We start from the raw sequence: 1,341 nt of genomic DNA on the forward strand, positions 1-1,341 counted from the left end.
CCGAGACGGGGGAGGAAGAGAGTGAACAGCGCGGCAGCCGTGAAGAAGACGGTCTGGGTCGACGCGATCTCGGTGGCGGTCGCGTCGAGCTCACGCTCCATCGTGACCAGGGCCGGGCTCAGCATGCTGGCGTTGAGTTGGAACGCGAGGCATGCCGCGAGGAGTGCGATCATCAGCGAAACCACGCTGGAGCGGGTACGAACCGCATCGGTCTGGTTGTTCATTGCTCACTTCTTCGTGTCGAGTCGTCGGGTGTTCGCGTGCGTAATCCTTTACGCACGCCATATCTTTGAGTCGTGGTGCCGTCGGCACCGGGGATGAGGGTCGTGATGAAGAAGGCGTCCGTCACGCTGCACGAGGTCGCGGCCGCCGCCGGCGTGTCCATCGCGACGGTCTCGCGGGCCCTCAACGGCAAGGACCGCGTGTCGGGACGCACGGCCGAGCATGTCGCGCAGGTGGCCGAGCAGCTGGGCTACCGGGTCAACCTCATCGGACGCGGTCTGCGCGCCGGCACAGGCGCCACCATCGGCGTGATCGTCCCCGTCATCAGCAACCCCTTCTACGGTGAGCTCATACACCGCCTCGAGGACCATCTGCAGCGCCGCGGGTTCGACCTCGTCATCGCGGATTCGCACGGAGACGTCGACCGGGAACGCGATCGTCTGCGCATGCTGGTCGAACGGCGCGTGGAGGGCATCTTCGTGGTGCCGTCCGACGCCGAGCTCTCGTTCGAGGCGGTCGCCGACACCGCGCTGAGAGTTCCGCTCGTGCAGCTCGACCGGCGCGTGCTCGATCTTCCGGCCGACTTCGTCGGGGTCGACAACGACGCCGGGATCGACCTCGCCGTCGAGCACGTGACCTCCCGCGGCGCGAAGCGGGTCGTCCTCGTCTCGGGCAACGACATCACCTCGGTCGGTCGTGAGAGGCGGGCCGCCTTCGAGGCGACGGTGCGCACCCGGGCTCTGCCGCAGGAGGAGAACATCTTCGGCGAATACCTGCTGTCGTTCGGCGAGAGCGCCGCGGAAGCGCTGCTGGCCCGCGGTCCGCTTCCCGATGCGATCATCGCCGGAGACGACCTCGTCGCGGCCGGCGCGATCGCGGCGCTGAAACGTGCGGGGCGGAGTGTCCCGTCCGACGTGCAGGTCACCGGGTTCGACGGCACGATGCTCGCGGATGTCTGCGAGCCGCGGCTGACGACCGTGGTGCAGCCGTTCGACGAGCTGGCCCGCGAGGCGACGGAGGCGCTGGTGCGGCGGATGGAGGATCCCGACGCCCCGTACATCCTCAGCCGTCTGGCACCGAGTCTGCGCGTGGCCGAGTCGACGACCCCCGTCGCGCCGC

At 68.7% G+C, this 1,341-nt stretch carries 1 protein-coding gene and 1 pseudogene; one reads left to right on the forward strand and one right to left on the reverse strand.

Annotated features, from left to right (window positions below):
- Positions 1-224, reverse strand: a pseudogene (locus tag ACNPM4_RS02440) (MFS transporter); the annotation flags it as partial.
- A 105-nt stretch (positions 225-329) separates the two neighbouring features.
- On the opposite strand from ACNPM4_RS02440, the gene ACNPM4_RS02445 reads away from it, so the two are divergent.
- The coding region (locus ACNPM4_RS02445) for a LacI family DNA-binding transcriptional regulator (protein ID WP_448984571.1) at positions 330-1,341 on the forward strand (1,012 nt) is incomplete at its 3' end.

This window comes from Microbacterium umsixpiens (genome assembly GCF_053543675.1).